Annotated in this window: 17 protein-coding genes and 1 pseudogene; 8 read left to right on the top strand and 10 right to left on the bottom strand. The window is 34.6% G+C overall.

The genetic code is table 11. The features are described from left to right. Positions 1–13 precede the first annotated feature (13 nt). Positions 14–1,585: a GAF domain-containing sensor histidine kinase gene (locus tag ACSG5Z_RS20715; RefSeq protein ID WP_061671883.1), complete on the bottom strand. Its 1,572-nt coding sequence runs from the start codon at positions 1,583–1,585 to the stop codon at positions 14–16. A gap of 134 nt (positions 1,586–1,719) precedes the next feature. Between ACSG5Z_RS20715 and pdxK the strand changes: the two genes are divergently transcribed. After that, the gene (gene pdxK, locus ACSG5Z_RS20710) at positions 1,720–2,544 is read left to right on the top strand and encodes a pyridoxine/pyridoxal/pyridoxamine kinase (RefSeq protein ID WP_087981903.1); all 825 of its coding nucleotides are present in this window, start codon (positions 1,720–1,722) and stop codon (positions 2,542–2,544) included. An 81-nt stretch (positions 2,545–2,625) separates the two neighbouring features. Here the strand turns inward: pdxK and ACSG5Z_RS20705 are convergent, their stop codons facing one another. The 8 genes from ACSG5Z_RS20705 to ACSG5Z_RS20670 all read right to left on the bottom strand — a co-directional run bounded on the left by ACSG5Z_RS20705 (position 2,626) and on the right by ACSG5Z_RS20670 (position 12,040). After that, positions 2,626–3,681, bottom strand: coding sequence for a GGDEF domain-containing protein (locus tag ACSG5Z_RS20705; RefSeq protein ID WP_098145810.1), 1,056 nt, complete (start codon positions 3,679–3,681; stop codon positions 2,626–2,628). A gap of 146 nt (positions 3,682–3,827) precedes the next feature. Continuing rightward, the gene (locus tag ACSG5Z_RS20700; protein WP_000919820.1) at positions 3,828–4,031 is read right to left on the bottom strand and encodes a YbdD/YjiX family protein; all 204 of its coding nucleotides are present in this window, start codon (positions 4,029–4,031) and stop codon (positions 3,828–3,830) included. Further along, a complete protein-coding gene (gene cstA / locus ACSG5Z_RS20695) occupies positions 4,024–6,102 on the bottom strand; it encodes a carbon starvation protein CstA (protein WP_000854302.1) in 2,079 nt (692 codons plus the stop codon). The genes ACSG5Z_RS20700 and cstA overlap by 8 nt, the downstream gene beginning before the upstream one ends. A gap of 121 nt (positions 6,103–6,223) precedes the next feature. Beyond that, positions 6,224–6,940: a LytR/AlgR family response regulator transcription factor gene (locus tag ACSG5Z_RS20690; RefSeq protein ID WP_048542790.1), complete on the bottom strand. Its 717-nt coding sequence runs from the start codon at positions 6,938–6,940 to the stop codon at positions 6,224–6,226. Positions 6,941–7,208: 268 nt separating this feature from the next. Beyond that, a complete protein-coding gene (locus ACSG5Z_RS20685) occupies positions 7,209–8,408 on the bottom strand; it encodes an MFS transporter (protein ID WP_087981899.1) in 1,200 nt (399 codons plus the stop codon). A gap of 291 nt (positions 8,409–8,699) precedes the next feature. Continuing rightward, the gene (locus tag ACSG5Z_RS20680) at positions 8,700–9,440 is read right to left on the bottom strand and encodes a WecB/TagA/CpsF family glycosyltransferase (RefSeq protein WP_046955475.1); all 741 of its coding nucleotides are present in this window, start codon (positions 9,438–9,440) and stop codon (positions 8,700–8,702) included. 15 nt (positions 9,441–9,455) lie between these two features. Next, complete coding sequence (locus ACSG5Z_RS20675) at positions 9,456–10,556, bottom strand: glycosyltransferase family 4 protein (RefSeq protein ID WP_088065067.1); 1,101 nt, start codon at positions 10,554–10,556, stop codon at positions 9,456–9,458. A 77-nt stretch (positions 10,557–10,633) separates the two neighbouring features. After that, positions 10,634–12,040 carry an O-antigen ligase family protein gene (locus ACSG5Z_RS20670; RefSeq protein WP_088065068.1) on the bottom strand — a complete coding sequence of 469 codons (1,407 nt, stop codon included), beginning with the start codon at positions 12,038–12,040 and terminating at the stop codon, positions 10,634–10,636. A gap of 271 nt (positions 12,041–12,311) precedes the next feature. Between ACSG5Z_RS20670 and ACSG5Z_RS20665 the strand changes: the two genes are divergently transcribed. The 3 genes and pseudogenes from ACSG5Z_RS20665 (at position 12,312) to ACSG5Z_RS20655 (ending at position 14,375) form a co-directional block, all read left to right on the top strand. Next, positions 12,312–12,944: a trimeric intracellular cation channel family protein gene (locus ACSG5Z_RS20665; protein ID WP_000924376.1), complete on the top strand. Its 633-nt coding sequence runs from the start codon at positions 12,312–12,314 to the stop codon at positions 12,942–12,944. Positions 12,945–13,073: 129 nt separating this feature from the next. After that, positions 13,074–13,571, top strand: a pseudogene (locus ACSG5Z_RS20660) (protoglobin family protein); the annotation flags it as partial. Positions 13,572–13,634: 63 nt separating this feature from the next. After that, positions 13,635–14,375: a methyl-accepting chemotaxis protein gene (locus ACSG5Z_RS20655; protein ID WP_371399406.1), complete on the top strand. Its 741-nt coding sequence runs from the start codon at positions 13,635–13,637 to the stop codon at positions 14,373–14,375. A 92-nt stretch (positions 14,376–14,467) separates the two neighbouring features. On the opposite strand, the gene ACSG5Z_RS20650 is transcribed toward ACSG5Z_RS20655, so the two are convergent. After that, the gene (locus ACSG5Z_RS20650) at positions 14,468–15,781 is read right to left on the bottom strand and encodes an ArnT family glycosyltransferase (protein ID WP_435712041.1); all 1,314 of its coding nucleotides are present in this window, start codon (positions 15,779–15,781) and stop codon (positions 14,468–14,470) included. A 312-nt stretch (positions 15,782–16,093) separates the two neighbouring features. On the opposite strand from ACSG5Z_RS20650, the gene ACSG5Z_RS20645 reads away from it, so the two are divergent. The 4 genes from ACSG5Z_RS20645 (at position 16,094) to ACSG5Z_RS20630 (ending at position 21,180) form a co-directional block, all read left to right on the top strand. After that, entirely contained in the window at positions 16,094–16,606 is a 513-nt protein-coding gene (locus ACSG5Z_RS20645; protein WP_000412135.1) for an acyl-CoA thioesterase, read from the top strand. Positions 16,607–17,110: 504 nt separating this feature from the next. Further along, the gene (locus ACSG5Z_RS20640; RefSeq protein WP_087981894.1) at positions 17,111–18,565 is read left to right on the top strand and encodes an oligosaccharide flippase family protein; all 1,455 of its coding nucleotides are present in this window, start codon (positions 17,111–17,113) and stop codon (positions 18,563–18,565) included. Between the two features lie 28 nt (positions 18,566–18,593). Then, positions 18,594–19,415, top strand: coding sequence for a glycosyltransferase family 2 protein (locus ACSG5Z_RS20635; protein ID WP_435712040.1), 822 nt, complete (start codon positions 18,594–18,596; stop codon positions 19,413–19,415). 211 nt (positions 19,416–19,626) lie between these two features. Continuing rightward, positions 19,627–21,180: an ABC-F family ATP-binding cassette domain-containing protein gene (locus ACSG5Z_RS20630; protein ID WP_087981892.1), complete on the top strand. Its 1,554-nt coding sequence runs from the start codon at positions 19,627–19,629 to the stop codon at positions 21,178–21,180. The last annotated feature ends 39 nt before the right edge of the window (positions 21,181–21,219 follow it).

The raw sequence follows: 21,219 nt of genomic DNA, 5'->3' as shown, positions 1-21,219 counted from the left end.
CCTCATTTTCACATCATAATGGTACATTTACTTTTACACTTGTTCTTTTCTTATCACTTACAATTTTAATTGTTCCACCGACTAATTCTACTCTTTCGCGCATCGTAGTCATACCGAGTGATTTCTTCTCTTTTATATCCTTCTCTACAAAGCCGTTTCCTTGATCGACTATTTCTAATGATACATTCTTCTCCGTCACTTTGAAATAAATCGCCGCTTCTCTGACATTCGCATGTTTACTTACGTTATTTAAAGCTTCTTGTCCAATTCGCCATAGCGCTTCCTCTACTACGCGTGGCAAATCACGAACACCTGTAACTTGTTCCCGAATTTTCAATCCCAAACTTTCACCATATTGTTTTAAAGCTGGTAATAGTCCTTTCTCTAGTCCCGCTGGACGTAGTTGCCAAATTAACGTCCTCATTTCTTTTAAAGCACCTTGCGATAACTCACGTATCTCATGCAAAGACTGATCTACCTTTTCGTTTTTCCCCTTTAAGACGGCTTCGGCACCTTTCGTCATAAAAGTTAATGAAAACAACTTTTGTGAAACAGAATCATGCAAATCTCTAGCTAAACGATTACGTTCTTCCAGTCGTACAAGTTCTCGGCGCTTTTCATTTAACCTTAAATTCTCTATCATTAACGATATATGATTGGCTAACGCCTGTACTACATCTATCGTATTTATATCAAATTCTCCATTATTCGAACTTACACTTAGTACGCCAAATATATGATCTTGAATATGTATGGGAATGGCAATAACCGCACGATTAGGATGTACGATATTCCCAACCTGACTCTTTAACAAAACAGGCTCTTCTTTTTTCAGAGCTTCCTGTGCCGCTGACTTCAAATCCTCTTGTATCTCATCTATCTTACATGAGGCTCTTACAGCAAGTTCATTTTCTTCTCTAATAAAGAATACAACTTGCTCCCATAAAAATAACTTCCCTATTTGCTTTACAATCTCCTCTGGCAATGCATTAAATTTATGAATCGTCCTTAAAGCTTGAATAAAGCGGTCTAACTTTACATAATAATGAGCCCTTCTCTTTTCATTTTCATACAATTTTGTACGTTTTAATGCTGTTCCAATTTGGAAAGCAACTGATTGTAATAGCACTAACTCTTCTTCAGAAAAATGCGTTTTACCTGGACTAGCCACATTTAATACGCCAAATTCATCTCCCCCCGCTTTTAGCGGCACTGTCGCATGATGCACAATCCCTTCTGTATCTCCCCAGTTATATTCAATCGCATTATTAATTCTCTTACATTCAATAATATTAACGGCTTTCTCTAGTTTCCCTTCCACAAATCGGTGTAAACACCAACAATTCCCCTCACACATCGGTCGTTTATTTTCAAATCTTAATCCCTCTGGTAATTGATAATCAATTAATTTTGTATATCTGCCATTTTCATCCGCAAGAAATATCCATCCTGTCGTTAAACCTGTTACATTCAACAGTTTTTCCAACACAGCTTGCAGCACATGATATGTATCATTTGAGGTGTTCAACGTCTCTGCAATCTCTTTTAATATAACTAATTCATTTGTACGATTCTCTTGAAACATAATTCGTCTCCTACATACAAGATTTTAAATCGCCCCTAAAGTAAATCATCTACTTTTCACTTTGTACTTATTCGTAACATTGATATAATGGTGAAAACATAGTTTTCATTATATCACTTGAGGGGGCTTTCATAATGACATTAAATAAAGCACTTACTATCGCTGGTTCTGACACAAGTGGCGGTGCTGGTATACAAGCAGATTTAAAAACATTCCAAGAACTTGGTGTATACGGAATGACATCTCTTACGACAATCGTAACGATGGATCCACATAACGGTTGGGCACATAACGTATTCCCAATCCCAGCTTCTACATTAAAACCACAATTAGAAACGACAATTGATGGTGTTGGAGTAGATGCTTTAAAAACAGGTATGCTTGGATCAGTAGAAATTATTGAAATGGTTGCTGAAACAATCGAAAAACATAATTTCAAAAATGTAGTAGTGGACCCTGTTATGGTATGTAAAGGTGCTGATGAAGCATTACATCCTGAAACGAACGATTGCTTACGTGACGTTCTTGTTCCAAAGGCATTAGTTGTAACACCAAACTTGTTTGAAGCTTACCAATTAAGTGGCGTAAAGATTAGTTCTCTTGAAGACATGAAAGAAGCAGCAAAAAAAATCCACGCTTTAGGTGCGAAATACGTCCTAATTAAAGGCGGTAGCAAGCTTGGTACGGAAACTGCAATCGACGTCCTATATGATGGAGAAACATTCGATCTTCTAGAATCAGAAAAAATTGATACGACAAATACACACGGCGCAGGTTGCACATATTCTGCTGCAATTACAGCAGAACTTGCAAAAGGAAAAACTGTGAAAGAAGCAGTAAAAACTGCTAAAGAATTTATCACAGCTGCTATCCGTTATTCATTCAAGATCAACGAATACGTAGGCCCAACACATCACGGTGCATATCGTAAATTCGTTGCATCAAAAGAACTTGTCTAACATATAAATGAAAACACCCACAGAGTTTATATATTTCCTCTCTGTGGGTGTTTTTTATAAGCTCTTCTGGTCATCTTATCTTTAAGATGCAGAACTAACCTGATTTCTACCATTTCTTTTGGAGTAATATAATGCATCATCAGCAGCTTGAATAAATCGCTCTGGTGATTCTTCATACACTGAAATTCCTACTGAAACTGTAATTTTTATTTTAGTTCCATTTAGCAATTGAAATGGATGGTTTTCAACAGCCGTGCGAACTTTTTCCCCCATACGCATTCCATAAGCTAATCCTTTCTGCGGTATCAAAAGCGCAAACTCTTCCCCACCCTTTCGAAAAGCCAAATCTGGAAACATTGAAACTTCTCGTAAAATATGCCCCATTTGTTTTAATACTTCATCTCCCGCAGGATGCCCATACGTATCATTTACACACTTAAAGTGATCAATATCTATAAGTAGTAAACAAAGTGAATCATTTTTCATACGCTTATTACCAATATGACGATTCATCTCTAAATCAAACTGTCTTACGTTTCCTAAACCTGTCAGTGCATCTATCGTTGCGTATTGCTTCATCGTTTGAAATAACTCATTGGATTGCAATACATAATTTGCGCTTATAAATGTGATATATGCTGCAACACCACTACAAACTAAATATAATGCTACTATAGACATATCCTTAAATAAAATAGAAAGTGGAACCGTTAAAATAGATAAACTATATACATTAAACCAGATCCATCTTTTAAATATAGAAGCTTTCATCCGCCAAATGAAAATAATTCCAAAACCTATCAATACAATTGTATAACAAGCCAATTCAGAGGCTAAAGAGTACTCAGTAAAAAATAATCGGGTAATTAATATAATAGTAACTGTTATACTGCTAGCTATCGGACCTCCAATTATAATTGCCAAAATAACAGCTAAATAACGTAGATCCAACATAATATCTTCAATATGTACACCAAAATGCATCAACAGTACACTTAATATTCCAGTAAGAATACCTACTACACATTTCTGCCAAAAAGAGAACCCTTCTTTTAGCGGTTTATCTCTTAAAAGCTGACCTCCAACAAAAATAAAGGAAAGAATAATTGTTGTGTTTACAAATAAGTCCCTTAACATAAAATAATCTCCCTACTTTTCTATCTATCCCTTTCCTTATTTTATTGTATACGAAATACCTATAATTCCCAAAGATTTTTATTTATTTTTTGCTGTTCCACGTGAAACAGCAAAAAATAAAAAAGGACGAAAATTCGCCCTTTTCCTCAACAACACCTTGATATCTTTCCACCCTTTGCATTAAATCTAGCTTCTTGCGCTTCTGCAAAAAACTGTTTTTGACATACCACTTCTTCTTCTGGATGATGCTTTTTCATATGCTCTACATATGTTTCATAGCTTGGTACCCCAACGAGTAAACTAATAAAGTGTTTCCTTTTTCCCCATACTTTCCGTAGTCGTTTAAGCATAATAGTTCCTCGACTCACTTTCATCTCTAGAAATATATGGTGCCTCTTTTAGCGGCATCGGCTTATTTCTTAATACTTGAATCCAAATTCGAATCGCAGAAATTAATACAGCGATTACAACTATCATAAAAATTCCACAAAGCGCTGCATCAATATAATCATTGAAAATAATTTGTTTCATTTGAGCGACATTTTTAGCTGGTGCTAACACTTTCCCCTCATCTAATGCTCCCTGAAACACCTTTGCATGAGATAGAAATCCTATTTTAGGATTTTCATGAAATAGCTTTTGATAACCCGCTGTCATCGTTACAATAAGCAATCCGACAGTTGGAATAAGTGTCACCCAAACATATGCCTTTTTCCCCATTTTGAACAAAATTGTCGTTCCAAGTAATAATGCAATACCTGCTAACATTTGATTTGCAATACCGAAAAGTGGCCATAATGTATTAATTCCACCAAGCGGATCAACTACCCCTTGGTATAAGAAATAACCCCATCCTAATACGCATAACGTTGTAGCTATCACATTCGCTAATGTAGAATCCGTTTTCCCAAATGGCTTATATACATGTCCTAAAATATCTTGAATCATAAATCGGCCTACACGCGTTCCAGCATCAATTGTTGTTAAAATGAATAGAGCTTCAAAGAGGATTGCAAAATGATACCAAAAGGCCATCATGGCTGTTCCACCTATTACTTGTGAGAAAATATACGCCATACCTATCGCTAACGTTGGTGCACCACCTGTGCGTGATAAAATCGTTTGCTCTCCAACGTTTACAGCGAGATCTTTTAGTTCATTTGGTGTAATAGCAAATCCCCATGAGGAAATAACTTGAGCTGCCTGCGAGACATCCGTACCGATAAGCGCTGCGGGACTATTAATCGCAAAATAAGTTCCTGGTGTTAATACACAAGCTGCAATCATCGCCATCGCAGCTACAAATGATTCCATTAACATTGCCCCATAACCGATTGGCTGTGCGTGTCCCTCTTGTTCGATCATCTTTGGTGTCGTACCTGATGAAACGAGAGCATGGAATCCAGACACCGCACCACAAGCAATTGTAATAAATAAGAACGGGAATAAGTTTCCAGAGAAAACAGGACCTGTTCCATCGATAAATTTCGAAACTGCTGGCATTTGTAAATCTGGTGCTACAATTAAAATACCAATTGCTAATCCAACAATTGTTCCCACTTTTAAAAATGTGCTTAAATAATCACGTGGTGCTAAAAGCATCCAAACTGGTAAGGCCGATGCGATAAATCCATATACAATAAGCATAATAGCAATCGTTTCACCGCTAAACGTGAACATGCTTGCAAGCGTTGGATGCTCTGCTACATACTGTCCCCCAATAAGAGACAGTATAAGTAGAATAATTCCGATTACTGACCCTTCACCAACCCGGCCAGGCCTAATGTAGCGCATGTACACTCCCATTAAAATAGCAATAGGAATCGTTGCTGCTATTGTAAACATTCCCCAAGGACTTCCGACAAGCGCCTTTACTACCACTAATGCTAATACCGCTAATAAAATAATCATAATGCCTAAAATGCCTATCATTGCAATAAGCCCTGTAACAGGACCGATCTCATCTTTAATCATTTCTCCTAAAGATTTACCATTCCGTCTCATCGAAGCAAATAAAATTACAAAATCTTGTACAGCTCCAGCGACAACTACCCCAACAATAATCCATATTGTCCCTGGTAAATATCCCATTTGCGCTGCCAAAATCGGTCCTACTAAAGGGCCTGCCCCAGCAATTGCTGCAAAATGGTGCCCAAATAATACCCACTTATTTGTCGGAACATAATCTTTTCCATCGTTTAATGTATGGGCTGGCGTTTGCCGATTATTATCTAAACCAAATACCTTTCTCGCTATAAATCTACTATAAAAGCGGTAAGCAACTGCATACACACATACCGCAGCTACTAAGAGCCACACGGCATTAATAGTTTCACCTTGTGATAAAGCTATTACACCAAAAGCACCTGCGCCTACTGCTGCAATAACTCCCCATAGTAAAATCGACTTCAATGTTTTCACATACAATCCCCCCAATACTATCGCTTAGTGGGATTGTACTAAATTTTCTGAATATTTAATTTGAATCCTCCTTATCATGAAGGATTTTTAGTTTATCATGTTAAAAAATTCGCATTACCTACTATAATTCAATCTTATTTCGAAGTCGTTTCACATAATTACGACTAACTGGAATCGGTTGCTCATCATATTTATCTAAATACAGATTATATGTGCCATTATAATAAGGTTTTAGTTCTTGTACATATGACATATTAATTAAATAACTTTTATGCACACGTAAAAAATCATATACATTTAGCTTATTTTCCAGCTCTTGAAGTGTATATGTTGAAATATACTGATTATTTGTTGTATAAATTGAAACCGTTTTGTTTTCCTTATTTTTGCTTACATATACAATATCTTCAGGGAAAATATACCGAATTCCCTCTTGACCTTCTATCGGTAGTTTTCGCAAATAACTCTTTGCTTTCTCGCCTTGCTCTTTACACATTCTATATAAAAGGAATTGCAAATCTTCCTCACGAAATGGGCGTAGTAAATAATAAAATGCTTGAAACCGAAATGCCGTAATCGACTCTTCTATATCTTCACCCATAAAAATCAATTTCGTATAACAATTTACTTCCCGTAATAAACTCGCATATTCAAAACCAGTTCCATCTAGTAATTTTGAATTCAAGAAAACAAAATCTGGTGTATGCTTTTTCATGATCAATAATGATTCTGTTCCCGTATTCGCTTCAAAACATTCTACATTCCTTATATTTTCAGTAAATTTTTCAGCTAAACTTCTTCGCTCTTCTGCTTCTTCCATGATCAGTAAAATTTTCATTTCTTCAACCACCTAATTCTTTTGTCCATATGTCTTGTTGTATACATTCGCTTTTATAAGAAACATTCCCTTTTTCTTACTATACCATTATTTATCTAAAAAAACAGAAAAAAGGAAACCACAACGGTTCCCCCTACCCTTTCATTCCATTATTTGTAGGAAGTAACACCCACCGAATGCGAAGAAATGAGTGTTACTTCCCCAAAAACACAATTGGTGCTGGCTAATAATCAGTGGGGATAAATCCCTCACCGATTAAACTTTCACCTTATACTAATTCTCGTTGCTTCGTTTCTTGCCCAAGTACAATTACAGCAACTACGCCAATTAAAATTGATCCACAGAAAATCGTAAATATTAGTGATAGTGAAGCCTGTGAAGCAACTAAATATCCTACTAATAGCGGCCCAAGAATACCACCAATACGACCGAATGCTGCTGCCATCCCTGCACCTGTACCACGAATAACCGTTGGATACTGTTCCGGTGTATAAGCGTATAATGCACCCCAAGCACCTAAATTAAAGAAGGATAGTAACATGCCTGCTACGATTAATATCGTTAATGACTCTGCCACTCCAAACAAGTAAGCACTACATGCTGTACCGATTAAATACGTAACTAAAACGAACTTACGACCAAGTCGTTCAATAAACCAAGCAGCCGTGAAATATCCTGGCAATTGAGCTAACGTCATAATAAGTACGTACTGAAAACTTTTTATTAAACTAAATCCTTTTAATACCATTACACTAGGTAACCAAAGGAACATCCCGTAGTAAGAAAAGACAACAGAAAACCATAGAATCCATAACATAATTGTTGCCTTACGATATTCACCAGACCAAACTAACTTTACATTTTCGATAACAGATGGTCTTTTTTCAGCCTTTTGAAATTTGGGGGAATCCGGTAAATTCCATCTTAAATATAAAGCATATAGTGCCGGAACCGCGCTCAATACCATTGCAACTTCCCAACCATATTTCGGAATAACAAAATACGAGATAAGGGCTGCAATTAGCCATCCACCTGCCCAAAAGCTTTCTAATAGCACAACTATTTTGCCACGTTCATGCGCTTCAACGCTCTCTGATACTAATGTAGATGCGACTGGAAGCTCTCCGCCAAGCCCCATACCAATTAAAAATCGTAAAACAAGGAACATCGCAAGTGTCGTCGTTAAAGCAGTTAAACCACTACCGATAGAAAATAGTAATAATGTAATAATAAAGACTGATTTCCGCCCTATTTTATCTGATAGTATTCCAAAAACGAGCGCTCCGACTGCCATACCAATCGAATTAACGCTGCCTATCCAGCCCATTTCTTGCGTACTTAATCCCCAATCTTTTTGCAGTGCTACCATTACAAATGAAAGCATTCCAACATCCATTGCATCAAATAACCATCCAAGCCCTGCTATACCAAGTAGCTTTCGCTTCGAAATTTCTTTCACCTTGCCCACAAGAAGTCCTCCTTACACAGCTGTCTTTACACATCATTTTACATGTGTGAATTGTATAAGTAAAATACTTTCGTTCAAAAAATTCTCCTTCATCATTCCCCAAAAGTAAAATACTTATCACACTATTTGAGGGCAGTAAGACTCCTACCTCAAAATTCAGCTGAAACAAAAAGGTTAAATTGAAGACCAACTGCCATTAAACGTCCAATTGGTGAGGGTTAACCATCAGTGGTGGATGAGCAAAACCTCACTTTATTAAAAATGACCAAATAAAAAAGTAGCGATATTCCGCTACTTTTTCGAACGCATGACTTCTTTTAAAAATTCCGCTAATACTAACTGACGACGCCAGCGCGTTGGATTACTACACAATCTATAAAACCACTCTAAGTTAATCGCTTGAATCCATTTTGGTGCACGTTTTACCTCTCCAGCCCATACATCTAAACTTCCGCCCACTCCAACAGCCATCTTCGTTTCTAAACGATGCTTATTAGTTTGGATAAAATTCTCTTGTCTTGGGAAACCAAGCGCGACAAGTAATAAATCTGGTTTTGCTTCTTGAATGCGAGAAACGATACTCTCTTCTTCTTCTTGTTTAAAGTACCCATCTTGTGTACCCACAATAGATACAGCTGAATATGTCTTCGTTAAATGATCCGCTGCAGCTTGTACAACATGCGGTTTTGCACCAAGTAAGAAAACAGATACCGGTTTATTCTCCTCTGATAACTTTGCAAATAGATTACACATTAAATCAAAACCTGCTACACGTTCCTTTACAGGTGTACCTAACATACCACTTGCTTTTACAACTCCAATACCGTCAGGTGTAATTAAATCTGTATTTAATAATGTTTTATGGAATGTTTCATCCTTTTTTGCACACATAACAATTTCAGGATTTGCTGTTACTACCTGAAAAGTATGAGTTCGCTCCAATTCTAGTTGTCCCTTCAAATATTGGATCGTTTCATCCATTGTCATTGTAGAAAAAGGAACACCTAGAATATCAACCGTTTTTACTTCCATGATTAACTATCCTCTCTATTTCAGTAAAAGTTTTTTATATGCATTATAAGTATCTTCATACAAATTCTTTAGCGAGAAATGAGTAGATGCATGATTATATAAACGATTTCCCATCGCTTCTAATTCACCATTCAACCATTTTTCATAAGCATTTTCTAACGCGTTTGCTAACGAATCTGCATCACCAATCGGTACAATCCATCCATACGTATCATCAACTATTAACTTTTTCATATCACCTACATTTGTTGCAATAGATGTTAAGCGTTGATTAGCCGCCTCTAATAAAACAAGAGGGAAGCTTTCGCTATAAGAGGTTAACAAATTAATGTGTGCAGATGCATATAATTCTTTTGAATCTGTACGAAAACCTAGAAAAATCACCTTATCCTCTAAGCCCTTTTGTTTCACCATCTCTTTTAATTCTGCTTCTATAGGTCCATCACCAAGCAAGAGCACCTTTATATTTGGAATTTTAATTTTTTGTAACGCTTCAAATAAAATATCATGACCTTTAACAGGATGAAGACGCGCTACTTGAACAGCTGTAAATACTCCTTCATCAATGCCAAATTCACTTTTATCATAAGGTTTTGCTGGAGTATTATCATACTCGATTCCATTATAAACCGTACAAATCTTCTCTTCTGGTACACCTAGTTTTATTATGTTTCTCTTAAAGTTTTCCGTAATTGCAAAGAATAAATCTACCTTCCTGAAAGAACGTAAATTTAACTTCGTAAATACCCATCCTTTTAATCCCCTCTTCATAAAATCCAAAGTTGGATCACTGTGGACAGTCATTATCCATTTCGCTTTTATACCTTTTTTCAAGAGGGAGAGATAGAAATTTGCTCGTGCGCCATGTGTATGCACAATGTCAAATTGATTTTCATTAATAAATGCTTTTATTTTTGAAAGAATTGATAGGTCGTACCGAGATGATTGGGTAAAAACATGCACTTGAATACCAAGGTTTCTCGCCTCTCTAGCAATCGCACCTTCTTCAAATACCATTAATTCCACTTCTTCCTTTGAAAATTGAGATAAAAGTGAAATAATATGTGTTTTCCCCCCACCTTCTTCTGCACCAGCATTCATATGCAACACTTTCATTTCTTACATCCCCCATTTTTTCTTTTTATTTACTATAACAAAATAAAAGCTAACATATGCTAGCTTTTATTTTTCTATCATTCAATTTCCAAGTCAACTATTAAATATGCCATGATTATTACTAAGTAGAAACTCACTCCAGGTGCAATTAAAATATGACCAGCCATGAATGAGATACCTAATCCGAGAAGTATTGCTGCAATCATCATTGCATATTTCACTGTGAATATTTGTTTAAATTTAGTAAATATACATGCAATAAATTTAATACCAAAGTATAAGAATGGAATTACAAGTAAAATGAACCCTATGATTCCGAAAGAATAGAACCAATCGTGGAAGTCACGTTCAATTAATTTCGGCTGTTCTTTATAGTTACCAGCATAACCCATTCCTAATAATTTTTGAGACATTGGGGCTTCATTATAGAAATCTTTATACATCTGTTCAAATAATTGACGCCCACTAAAAATAAGAGCTTGCGTTTCTTCTTTCTTCTCCGCTACTTTTTCTTTTGCTTTTTCTTTCTCTTTTTCTTGCTCTGTCACAGGAGGTTTGTGCTCTTTAGCTTCCTCCTTCTTTTTCTCTTCCTTTTTCGCACTCTGTTCTTGTTCAATTAATTGGAAATGGAATCCCATATTTTTCATAAACGGTGAAAAAGGTGTATATGCCAATATGCCTACAAATACAGTTATTGCAAGAAAACCATTTAATAAATAGGCATGTTTCTTTCCATCTTTACGCTGTGTAAATGCCTGAATAAAGCACATAACAACTGCGATAGCCATTGATCCAAAGATTGCTCCTACGCCAACCTTTGTCCCAATTGCAAATAGTGAATAAACAACTAAAATTGAAGGAATCCAATAGTAAGCTTTACCTATACTTTTTGTTCTTTCAATTGAATACAAAATAACAATTGGACACATGATGGCTAAAATAGATCCTAGCTCGTTACCTGCATAAAACCAACCGCGTGATCCTAACTTTACCCATTCATAACTATTATAATCTGTTCCAGTAGTAATCGAAGCTACCATGACTACTCCTATAATTAGCGATGCATACGTAACATAGTCACGCATTTTTGAATTTGAATGGCTTTTCTCTTTTAAAGACTTAAATACAAATACATAACAAGTAAGCATAACAAACGGATATAATGCTTTTGCTATAAACTTAATTTCCTCTGTAAGTACCATAGGATCTTTTGTAAGCTTGTTATTTACCAATCCGATGGTGAAGACTATTCCTACTAAGATTATATACAATATATATTTTATATTTCCTTGTTTCTTCGTTTGAATTAAAATATATATCCCGCTTAGGAACATAACGAATAAGCGTGTAATAACTCCAATGGTCGTATCAATTTTTAAAACCATTATACAGAATGCCGTGAGCAAATCTAAAATTGGTTGCAACAAAATAAAGATTAATAGAAAATTTTCAAATTTATTACTTTTACTATTTTCGCTTAACATCTAGAACCTCCATAACTATTACCTAATTTCAATCTATACTGTTAATATTTTTTTCTTATCTCAAATATTTATTATAACATATATTTTTTAATTAAACGCCTCACATTTCTCCCCAGCCTTACCTTATAGAAAAAAGCATATTTGCATTTTCAAGCGCTTTCTTTCCTCATTTTTTCTTTTTTTCTACATGTAAAGAAAATGCATTGTTATTTACATAACTTTAGTGTATATTTTTTCTCTGGAACATCTTTAGGAGGAAGGGATTACAGCAATGTTATTAATCGACATATTTACGTTTCTTGGCATTATCGCCGCTGCTATTTCCGGTACATTAGTTGGTTTAAAAAAAGATTTAGATTTATTCGGTGTCCTTTGTTTAGCTGTAGCTACAGCGCTCGGCGGCGGTATTATTCGTGATATTATGATCGGTAACCTGCCTCCTGTCGCATTTGTTAAACCCATTTACTTTTTCGTAAGCGTATTATCAGCATTATTTACTTGTATGTTTTTTGAGCGTATCAATAAACTGCAAGTCGTTATTATGCTTTCTGATGCTGTTGGCTTAGGTGTTTTTACAGCTATTGGTGCAAATGCAGCAATGTCACATCATGTTGACGCCTCATTTTTAGTTGTTTCAATGGGAGTCATTACAGGTATTGGAGGCGGTATTTTGCGTGACATTTGCGCTCAAGATATCCCCTACGTATTCCGAAAAGAGATTTACGCAATCGCTTCTATCTTAGGAGCAATTAGTTTCCTAATCACATATGCAATGGGGGCACACGTACTAGCTTTCTATGTTTGTTTATTAGTAACATTTATTATTCGTGTTGTCACTGTAATATATAATGTACATTTCCCTGTTTTCTTTAAAACACATGCTAAAATTAATAAAGGCCATTAAGAGAATTCTACACAGAATTCTCTTAATTTATATACTATTCTACACACTAATATAGAGTAATTGTATATAAAAATATATAATTATATTAGAACCAAAAATGAAAACGCTTTATACACAGGGGGAAGAACGATGCTTCGGTTTTTTAAAAAACATACAAATAAAACAAACGCCAGTATACTTGAATTAAGTAAGGATCAAAAAATCACTTTTAACGTGCCTACTAATTCTGAACTGAAAATTCAAATGGATATGCTACATATTTCAAAAGAAGATTTACAAATCGTAAAGGTACTACAGCCCTTTATTTATGAAGAAATTGATTGGATTACGGAAAAATTCTATGCCAATATTACAAAGCAGCCTAATTTAACTACTATTATTGAACGTTATAGCTCTATTCCAAAACTAAAGCAAACTTTAAAAACACATATAAAGGAATTATTCAGCGGAGATATGCACGAAGATTTTATTGAACAACGTGTTAGAATTGCCAAAAGACATGTACAAATTGGTTTACATAGAAAATGGTATACTGCCGCTTATCAAGAATTATTCCGCTCTATCATGAAGATTTTGCAAACAAAAATTACAACAATTGACGATTTTTCTTATTCTATAAATGTAATAAACAAATTATTCACCCTTGAACAAGAGCTCGTTATTGCGGCTTATGAATCTGAATATGAAAGAATGCAAAAAGAACATGAAAAAGAAAAAGAAATAACAGCTATGACCATTACGCATATTGCAACAGAACTAGCATCTGTATCTGAAAAAACGAGTGCTTCTATTCAACAGTTAACCGCTAAATCTGAAACTATTGTAGAAATTGCCAAAACAGGTACATCATTAGCTACAACATCAGAAGAAAAAGCGAATAAAGGGAAAGAACAATTAAATCAACAGAATAAACGAATGGAATACATTCAAACAAACATGGAAACGATTATTACAGATACTCATGAACTTCTCGATATTTCTAACAAAATTAACGAGATTATAGACATTGTAAAATCAATTGCAGAGCAAACAAATTTGCTCGCACTAAATGCTGCTATTGAATCTGCACGTGCTGGGGAATTTGGCAAAGGCTTTTCTGTTGTAGCTGGAGAAATTCGCAAGTTATCAGAGCAAACGAAAGAATCTATATTCAACGTTACAAAGCTCGTTGAAAAAACAAATGAACAAATTGTTCGTGTCTCTTCTTCAGTGAAACAAATTAGCTCCCTCGTATCTGAAGGAACGGATAGTATGTCTGCAACAGATCAATACTTCCAAGAAATTGTAAAAGACATGTCTAACTCGAAAGAACAGAATAAAAAAATTGAAAATGAGTTAGAAACCATTTCACAAGTAATGAAAGGAATTCAAGACGATTCCTCAAAAATGGCTCTAACAGCTGATAGTTTACAACTAGAACTGAATAGATAGGGTGAAGCTTATGTCAGTAGAGATTCTTCATCTCTGCTGACTCTTAGTCCTCATCTTCCATCCATAAAAAAAGAATCCAAACTGGATTCTTTTTATTTTCTGAAGAATATTTTTTGACAATAAACATAACTCATATAAACACCAAAGCTTTGCAAAATAAACAAGGCTGGCACAATAAGATTGTAATATGCCATATCTAATTGGAAGAGCCTTAACAATACGTATCCGCCAATTAACAAAACGAACAACATATATCCTTCGTTTTGTTGTTTCTTAATAAGAAAGTGTAATAAAGCTATCGACATAAATAATGTTACCGCTATATATATAAGTTTTTCACATTTAAATAGAATAGAATGTATTCCCTCACCTGAGAATTGATTAATTACTGGCTTTAAAAGTTTAAATCTTTCTTCTTCAATCTCTTTTAGCTTTTGATCAATATGCTCTGTTACGTTTTGATTCTTTGTTATTTTTTCCTCATTTTTACTTTTTCCAATTAAAACAGATTGAACATACGTCTCATTTGAAATTGTATATTGTGACATTCCCATTGTCTGAATTCCATAACTCACACCAAAATGAGCACTATAAAATAGAATAAGTATCCCTATCATCTTTAATAGTACTTTTTGCTTCATTGCTGATTGAAAGAGTTCAATTAACAACACATATACAGCAATAAAAATAGGAAGAAATAATCCTATTGGGAAAATCATATTACTGCATGCAAATAAAATTGCTGAAAGTACCCACATATAAGGATGATCTAAACCTTTATATAAAAGTATGTAGCAAGCCAAATAAAATAAAAATATTGCGAGCGATTCTGATGTTAATAAGGAACTCATAAATATATTCGGAATATATAAAGCGTAAAATACAGACGCAATACGGCCGCTTTCTTCTCCGAAAACCATTGCTGCAATACGATAAATGAAAAATGCAGTCCCTGTGCAAAATAAAATATTAAATAACTGCAATGCGAATACTGTATCGCCAAATACACGAATAATTATTGATTCATAAATAATAAAAGGTAACTGCGCTATGCTCTCTACGTTATTACCAATTGCAATCTGCTTTGCAGACTCAAACATGGCTTTCATATCACCAATTATCGGAACGTCTACAAATAGAACCATACTAAATCTCACAATTATAGATGTACTCATAAGAAAAACAAGAAATTGTTTTTCTGTAAAGCGATACTGTAAAATCGATGCCACTAACAACATAAGAATAACAAAAATAACCAATACAATTGTTACACTTGTTGTACTGTCGCCAAAAAATTGTTTACTTGTTTCAAACGCTGACCAACAACTATAAACAAAAAATGCGAGCATCGCACCAATCATTATTTTACTAAAAAAAGACGAAAAATTTGTTTGTATATGATTCATATGTCCATTGCACCTCTATTTCCATTCATAACAAAACGATTCTATCATGAATAGGTACACAGCTGATAGGGAATTTCTATGACAAATACAGGGTCCTAATTTTTTCACTTGCAATGTAAGCGAATCCTCTTTTACACTACACTTTATATAGTAATAAATTTTCTTTCAGTTACATGAATACAAATACAGAAGTTTTACTAACCCTCTTCTGGAATTCTTTACTTCATTAAATATCTATTGATTTTTAATTTTTTGTACTCCACTTACAATACATGTCATTCTGATTGAAAACAGAAAATAGGGGCTGACCATATGGAAAAGAAATTCATGCGAGAATCCAAAGCAATTAAAACAACACGTGTTTTTCCGAATGATTTAAATAATCATCAAACACTTTTCGGAGGAAAATTATTAGCGGAAATTGATAGTATCGCTTCAATTGCAGCTGCAAGACATAGCCGTAAACATTGCGTAACGGCATCTATCGATTCTGTTGATTTTTTAACTCCAATTCACCAAGCAGATTCTGTTTGTTACGAAGCATTCGTATGTTATACAGGAAAATCTTCGATGGAAGTGTTCGTAAAAGTAATTGCAGAGAATTTATTAGCAGGCGAACGTAGAATAGCTGCAACATGTTTCATTACATTCGTTGCATTAAAAGATGGAAAACCTTCATCTGTCCCACAAGTACTACCTGAAACGGAAGAAGAACATTGGCTACACACAACTGGTTCTGAGCGTGCAGAAAGTAGAAAAAAAGGGCGTGTAAAAAGCAAAGAAATGGCTGAAGTTTTAACTTTAAGTAAACCTTGGAGTATATAGGCCTTCACCATTAAAACATCTTTTGAGCGAATAGCTATCACATATTCGCTCATTTTTTATAAATAATTTCACACCTTCATACAACCATTACTCCTTTTCACACATATTATGTAATATTTTTATACATACCCGTTCGCTATTAACTTTTTCTAATTGATAAAATCTCATTTATCCCGCTATTTTCGGGCTGTAAAACTACCGTGTCAAAATTCGTGTGGAGCAAAGACTTTAGGCGGGAGCCCCGTTGCCCGTAAACGCCCAATTGATGAGGGCTGATAATCAATAGGAACTGTACAACCCCCCACTGATTAAAGTTTCACTTTATAATACAGTTCGATCCCATCAACAGTTGCTTTACAAAGTTTATGTAGGGTACACTTATACGGGTGGTCAACAAACAATTTAAGGATTTGTAAACAGTGTAGAAAACACCTTACACTTCATTATATTGAGAGAATTAACTCTAGTGAAAAAACTGGATTATTTTAATGGAAAGGTGAAATTATGCAGAAATCAATTGCTTCAAATATTTTTTATAAAATACTGCTCAACACGTTTAATATTATACTTCCAATTTTAGTTGGTCCTTACGCATATCGAACATTAGGGGCCAATTCAATCGGAACCGTTAACATTGCTGAAACTTTTTTCAATTACTTCTTCGTGTTCGCCGTATTTGGTGTATATCAATATGGTTTACGTGAAATTAGCTTAATTAAAAACGATAAAAAGAAAGTTTCTAAGTTATTTACAAGTCTCTATGTAATTAACTTCACAACTAGTATTTTAGCTTTATCAGGCTTTGTGCTCTTTAGTTATATTGGATACGGACATGAAAGTTTATTTCCTGTTCTTCTTATTTTCGGTTTTAATTTTATATCTAACATGTTTTATGTGGAATGGTTCAATGAGGCATATGAAAATTATGACTTCATCACTAAAAAAACAGTTATCGTTCGATTAATCTATGTCGTACTTCTTTTCTCTTTCATTCATGGGGTTGACGATTACAAAACATATGCTGGTTTATTAGTATTATCGACATTTTTAAACCACTCTATTAGCTTTATATATGTGAAACGCCAAGTGAAATTTGATTTTTCCGACTTAACAATTATTCCTCATTTAAAACCGTTACTATTAGTCTTGATTTTTTCAAATGCTAATATTTTATATACTCAATTAGATCGTCTTGTTTTAGGGGTATATGTTGGAAAAGAAGAAGTTGCATATTACGTAATGGCTTTTCAAATTATGATGATTATTAATACACTTATGTTAAGTGTTGTACAAGTAACCGTTCCAAGACTGTCTTATTTATCAGGAAACGCGTCTGAAATGGAATATGAGTCTTTACTAAATAAAATTTCAAAAGTATATTTCATTACCCTATTCCCTGCCGCGATTGGTTTAATGCTCATTGCTCATGGAGCTGTTGTTATTTACGGTGGACAACAATTTGCTGAGGCTGGTAATACATTAATTGTTTTCGCCTTCTATATGATTACAGTCGGTATTGAGTCCATCTTATCGAATCAAATTATTTATGTGAAAAAGAAAGAAAGCATTTTAGTGCGATTTTTATTCATTTGTGGATTTATCAACTTGGCATCCAATATTGCATTAATATTCTTCCATATACTTACACCAACAACCGCAATTTTCACAACAACAATTGCGAATTGCTTCTTAATCACATTTGAATATATTTATGTGAAAAAGAAATTAAAAGTGAATTATACGTTATTTGATATACAAAAACTTAAATATCTATTTTATTCCCTAACATTTGTCCCCATAGCATTCGTTATTGATATGATCGTATCTGGACAAATACTACAAGTTATCCTAGTCATAATAACGTGTGGATTAACGTATGCCCTTATCCTCTTTATAACAAAGGATGAAATTCTCTTTTCACTACTTGAAAAGATATTAGCACGATTCAAAAAAGCTTAAACGCAATCTCTAAAAGGAGCTGTTAAACTTGAAATTTTCTTTAATCATGGCTACTTGTGGCAGACGTGATGATATTCTTGACTTACTAAAATCACTTGAACAACAAACTTACAAAAACTTTGAACTTATCGTAGTAGATCAAAATGATACGCCAATCTCTGATTTATTTGATGAATATAAAGATAAATTTTCTATTAACTACATTTATACACCTATTAAAGGGCTATCGAGAGCTCGAAATGCAGGATTAAAAGTAGCAGATGGTGATTTCATCGCTTTTCCAGATGATGATTGTATTTATGAAACAAATGTTTTAGAGAGTATATTAGAAACTTTCAACTCTAATAAAGATGTTCATTTCATCTCGACAAACACTACAAATGTTGAAGGTACAGGTTCTTTAATACACGCACCGAATACAGACATTATTTTAAATAATAAGTATGGATTCATGGGGCCTTCTTTCACACTATTCTTCACAAAACAATTTGTACAAGCTGTAGGTACATTTGATGAAAATTTAGGTGTTGGTTCTGGCACGATTTATGGAGCTGGTGAAGAAACTGACTTTGTACTACGTGGGATGAAACAAAATTACACTGGTTTATTTAGAAAAGATCTGTTCGTATACCATCCTGTAAAAGAGGAAATTATTAATGAACAATCATTAAAACGTGCTATTTCTTATGCTGGTGGTTTTGGTAGGGTTATTCGCTTACACTATGGATTCCCTTATTTCATACGTGCTGTCGCTGCCGCAACATTCCGTATGACACAAAACATTTCTAATGATAAGCGTAAATTCCACGCAAATCGCTTACGCGGTATTGTTCGTGGATATTTAAAATAAAAAAATAAGGTGTAACCACTTTTATTAAATGGTTACACCTTATTTTTTTATTTCTCTTGCATCGCTTATTTCTTGCAAAGCAACCCATCATTCTTTTGTAATCGCATACCTTGCTTGTCAGTTACATTATATATTTTTGAAATGATAGCATTATATCCAAGAATTTAGTATCATGATTCAAGACACTATTTAGAAATGAACGGAGGACATTATGAGCTTATTAACTGTTGAAAAATTAGGCCATACATTTGGTGATCGTACATTATTTAGAGATGTATCCATGCGCTTACTCGCAGGAGAACACGTTGGATTAGTCGGAGCAAACGGTGTTGGTAAATCAACATTTATGAATATAATTACTGGTCAGCTTATCCATGACGAAGGTCGTGTAGAATGGACACCTGGTACAAATTACGGTTACTTAGATCAACATACGATTTTAACACCTGGTCGCACGATCCGTGACGTATTAGCAGATGCATTTTTACCTTTATTTGAAAAAGAAAAAGCTTTAAATGAAGTTGCAGAAAAAATGGGAACTGCTACACCAGAAGAATTAGAGGAACTTCTTGAACAAATGGCAGAAATTCAAGATGCCCTTGAAGCAGGTGGCTTCTATTTATTAGATATTAAAATTGAAGAAGCAGCGCGCGGCCTTGGAATTGATGCAATTGGTCTAGATCGTGATGTTGCGGCATTAAGTGGTGGACAACGTACAAAAGTATTACTTGCAAAGTTACTACTTGAGCAACCAGAAGTATTACTATTAGATGAGCCTACCAACTATTTAGACGTTGAACATATCCATTGGTTAACAAGTTATTTAAAAGAATATCCACATGCATTCCTATTAATTTCCCATGATACGGAATTTATGAATAAATGTGTCGATGTTATTTTCCATCTAGAATTCACAAAAATGACGCGTTATACAGCAACATATGAAAAATTCTTAGAGCTGGCAGAAATCAATAAAAATCAACATATCAATGCTTATGAAAAGCAGCGAGAGTTTATCAAAAAACAAGAAGATTTTATTGCAAAAAATAAAGCCCGTTACTCAACAACAGGCCGTGCAAAGAGCCGTCAAAAACAACTTGATCGCATGGAACGTATCGATCGTCCTGAAACAGCTATTAAGCCTGAGTTCTCCTTTAAAGAAAGTCGTGCAAGTAGTCGATTTGTCTTCGAAGGGGAAAATGTAGAGATTGGATATACACATCCGTTATTACCGAAATTAACAATGACAATTGAACGCGGTGAAAAAATTGCAATTGTTGGATGTAATGGTGTCGGTAAGTCAACACTGTTAAAAACGATTTTAGGTAAGATTAAACCATTAAGCGGAAAAACAAGTCTTGGTGACTTCTTAAACCCATCATACTTCGAGCAAGAAGTAAAAGCTGATAATATAACACCCATTGATGATGTTTGGAATACATTCCCTAGCTTAGACCAGCATCAAGTACGTGCAATGTTAGCGAAATGCGGTTTAAAAAACGAACATATCTCTCGTCCACTGAATCAATTAAGCGGTGGCGAACAAGCAAAAGTTCGTTTATGTAAACTAATGGGTGAAGAAAGTAACTGGCTACTCTTTGATGAACCAACAAACCACCTTGATGTTACAGCAAAAGAAGAGTTGAAAAAAGCGATGAAAGCATACAAAGGAACAATTCTTCTTGTATGCCACGAACCAGACTTTTATGAAGAGTGGATAACAAAAACTTGGGATGTAGAGAAATGGGCCCAAGAAAATTCTTAATCCCCTAAAAAACATCCCTTTACACTGCTATTTAGCGTG

The sequence above is a fragment of the Bacillus pretiosus genome (assembly GCF_051294775.1).
Classification (GTDB): Bacteria; Bacillota; Bacilli; order Bacillales; family Bacillaceae_G; genus Bacillus_A; species Bacillus_A wiedmannii.
Note: the sequence above shows the minus strand (reverse complement) of the source record. Positions and strands in the feature narration are given on the sequence as shown.